Here is a 3,422-nt window from a genome sequence, read left to right as displayed (position 1 = left end):
TTATCCGGTATTAGCTACCGTTTCCGGTAGTTATCCCGGTCTTACGGGCAGGTTGCCTACGTGTTACTCACCCGTCCGCCGCTAACCCTCAGGAGAGCAAGCTCTCCATCAAGTCCGCTCGACTTGCATGTATTAGGCACGCCGCCAGCGTTCGTCCTGAGCCAGGATCAAACTCTCCAATAAAGTGTTTGACTTGCTCATTTCAAAACTGACGAGAAATTAATTCTCATTTAATACTCACTCGTTGTTCAGTTTTCAAAGATCAACTTCGTTTATTTCGTCGCAATTTTGTTTCAGCAGCGACCTTTATAATATATCATGTTCGCCTCGTTTAAGTCAAGAACTTTTTTTCAAGTTTTTTTGTTTATCTTAACTTTCGCTTGAATTTCAGCACCTTGTCTTTCAGGGGCGAGTTATAATTTATCACAGAAACAACGCGGCAGTCAACCACTTTTGCACGGAAAATATACTGGAAAAACAATACATTCATTTTTTTAAACCCAATATCGAATTTCCCGTCCGTCCCTCGCGTGGTCCCCGGAGGCATGAGCGGTCTGTTTGACCAATGAACGGTAAACCAGTTTCCTTATGACCATGGGCAGCTCTTCCTTAACATGAGCCAATTCCGGCAGAACTATTAATTCCTGAATGCTCCACGGCTCCTTCCGGCTTCCCAAAATCCGCAACAGAACAGAGCAGCAGTCCTCCATTCGGGACATGACGAAAAACTCGCAGGCCAGAAGCACCAGCTCTATCCGCTGTTCCAAGGTCTCCTGGCTATCGGTCAACTCATTGAACAGCTTATAAACCACCGTGTTAAACGAGCGGATTTGCTCCCAAACGCTCTTGTCCGGGGCGATTCCCTGGTCGATCAGTTCGATCCGGGCATAATACTTGAGGGCCTGCAGAACGCTGAAATAGGCGTCCATGTAATCAAGGTTACGGGTATATTGTTTTGCCTCAACATAGGTTTGCAAAAACTTGGCGAATTCCTTTAGCTTGCGCGATTCACTCATACTGCCGCCAAAATCGGCCAGCTCCTGACGCAATGCCTTCACCTCCCCACCGATATCCCAAATCACTTCGCCATGAAAGAAGCAATGAATAATTTCGCGGTTTTCTCCCGAAGCCACCCAGTTCTTCAATTCATCCTTGCCGATATACCGTATTTGATAGGGCACCTCTCCATTCATGCAATGTTCTATATGAATATCATTATCATCGTTATGGGCGCAAACGACCAAAACAAGCAGTTCGAAATCATGCAGAAGAGAACCGTTAAAACCGCTGCCTCCCTGCCGGTACCCTATAGCTCCGAGCGCCTGTTGACTGCCCTTTCCTTTGTCCTTAAAAGAAAAAAAGGTTGGCTCCACGTTATCCTCCACCTTGGCGTATTTCTGCCGATTCGTTATAATATAGTTCTAATAATAGTTCTACGCCTCTATGTGGTTTCCTGCTGAATTTTTAATAATGAATATTTAAGAATTGAGGTTTTTCCGAGATGTTCTTTAAATCCAGCAAAATTAATGAATTCCGTTTATGGGGACTGCTATTGACGATGGCCGGAATGGGCCTGATGGTCCTTGGCACGGCCGGAATCGTCTTCTGGGGACAGTCGGGCAAAATCGTCGCCGGGATCGGCCTCGTAATCGGACTGATCGCGATGTTGGCCAGTCTGGCGATTTATTTCTGGGCGGGGATGCTGTCCACCTCGGCCGTTCAATTGGAATGCCCCGAATGCCACAAGCTGACGAAAATGCTTGGCAAAACGGACCGCTGTATGTTCTGTAAAACGATCCTGACCCTGGATCCGGCGCAGGCTACGGTAACAGCCGATGAATTGGAACAGTTGAGCGCAGAGCATGCCGGCAACAAATGAACCGTCAGAGCGCATTCGAAAGCTCGGCTCGGCTCCGAACAAAGCCGATACCGATAGCTGCATAACAAAAAGGTTGGACGAAGTAAACTGGTACCCATACACTGGACACTTAGAAAAAAGTGTTTAGCGTATGGGTACCTTTTTGTATACTGGAATCAATAGTGGGGGCGAGGGCATGAGTAAGAAACTCTTTAATAAAAATGAACGTACGCTTTTAGCGAATAATCCAAATGTTTTGCGGGTCAGTGAGAAATCAATCACGTATGCCGATGCGTTCAAACGCGTATTCATCGACCAGTATCTATTAGGAAGGACTCCTCGAGAGATTTTTGAAGCAAACGGCTTTGACGTGGAGATGCTCGGGATCAAGCGAGTCGAGCAGAGTGCGGATCGTTGGAAGAAAGCCTATGACAAAGACGGAATCATCGGACTGGCGGATTCACGCAAAGAGGCAGCTTTACGTCCGTTGAAACCAACGTTATCACCCGATGAGATTATTGCCCAACAAGAAGCAAAGATCAAGCTGCTGGAGGCACAACTGGAATACGTAAAAAAGTTAGACAGGAGCGAAAGGAGGCTGTTAGCAAACGGAGAAAACCTAGGTAAAAGTGAACGATTCGAACTTATCCAGGGCGCGATTGAACAAGGATACACACGCATGACGGGCTTCCTTTGTGAGCTGCTAGACGTATCACGCTCAGGCTATTACAACTACCTTTTATCTGCCGGTAAGCGTGAAGAACGTATGCGAAGGGATGAACAAGCCGGAGCCCTTGTTAAGAAAGCCTTTCATCGAAGAGGATTCAAGAAAGGTTCGCGCTCGATCAAAATGACACTGGAACATGAGTATGACACGGTGTACAACCTCAAGCGAATCAAACGACTCATGAATAAGTTTAATCTCATATGTCCCCATCGACGGGCCAATCCGTATCGGCGTATGGCGAAAGCAACACTCGAGCATCGCACCGTTCCTAATGAGCTGCAGAGGGATTTCAAGAAGGGGATTCCCGGACTTGCGCTGCTCACCGACATCACCTATCTCCCGTATGGCAAATCGCAGACGGCTTATTTGTCGACCGTGTTGGATGCCGCCACAGGCGAACTGCTTGCCCATAACTTCTCCACTACCCTCCATTTAAGTCTTGCGACAGACACCGTTAAATCATTAACGAGACAGCGTCGATTGAAGCTCCATAAGGACGCCTTCATCCATTCAGATCAAGGGAGCCACTACACAAGTCCCACCTACCAGCACTTATTGAAAATGAAAGGCCTTGGACAGTCCATGTCGCGACGCGGAAACTGCTGGGATAATGCCCCTCAGGAGTCCTTCTTTGGACATTTGAAAGATCATATAAAAAGCCGAAACTGTGCAACACTGGCTGAATTGGAACGAGAGATTCATCGCTACATTCGCTATTACAATTACCACAGATATCAATGGGGACGAAAAAAAATGACTCCTGTTCAATACAGGAATCATCTTTTAAGTGCGGCTTAACCCTTTTTTTAAAGTGTCCTTGACTAAGGGGCCAGTTTA

At 46.9% G+C, this 3,422-nt stretch carries 3 protein-coding genes and 1 rRNA gene; 2 read left to right on the top strand and 2 right to left on the bottom strand.

The window, feature by feature from the left end; all coding sequences use genetic code 11:
• Together V3851_RS26885 and V3851_RS26880 are read right to left on the bottom strand one after the other, a co-directional pair.
• Positions 1–183 (bottom strand): 16S ribosomal RNA (locus tag V3851_RS26885); the annotation flags it as partial.
• A gap of 311 nt (positions 184–494) precedes the next feature.
• A complete protein-coding gene (locus tag V3851_RS26880) occupies positions 495–1,373 on the bottom strand; it encodes a nucleotidyltransferase-like protein (protein ID WP_331849431.1) in 879 nt (292 codons plus the stop codon).
• A 128-nt stretch (positions 1,374–1,501) separates the two neighbouring features.
• Between V3851_RS26880 and V3851_RS26875 the strand changes: the two genes are divergently transcribed.
• Together V3851_RS26875 and V3851_RS26870 are read left to right on the top strand one after the other, a co-directional pair.
• Positions 1,502–1,879 (top strand): YgzB family protein, encoded by a 378-nt coding sequence (locus V3851_RS26875; protein ID WP_331849430.1) that lies wholly within the window; start codon positions 1,502–1,504, stop codon positions 1,877–1,879.
• A 175-nt stretch (positions 1,880–2,054) separates the two neighbouring features.
• Positions 2,055–3,383, top strand: a complete 1,329-nt coding sequence (locus tag V3851_RS26870) for an IS3 family transposase (RefSeq protein ID WP_331847368.1) — start codon at positions 2,055–2,057, stop codon at positions 3,381–3,383.
• Positions 3,384–3,422: the final 39 nt, after the last annotated feature.

The organism is Paenibacillus haidiansis (assembly GCF_036553665.1).
Classification (GTDB): domain Bacteria; phylum Bacillota; class Bacilli; order Paenibacillales; family Paenibacillaceae; genus Fontibacillus; species Fontibacillus haidiansis.
Note: the sequence above shows the minus strand (reverse complement) of the source record. Positions and strands in the feature narration are given on the sequence as shown.

Coding starts and splice junctions, on each gene's coding strand:
- V3851_RS26870 (WP_331847368.1), top strand. CDS start 2,055: ATGAGTAAGAAACTCTTTAATAAAAATGAACGTACGCTTTTAGCGAAT.
- V3851_RS26875 (WP_331849430.1), top strand. CDS start 1,502: ATGTTCTTTAAATCCAGCAAAATTAATGAATTCCGTTTATGGGGACTG.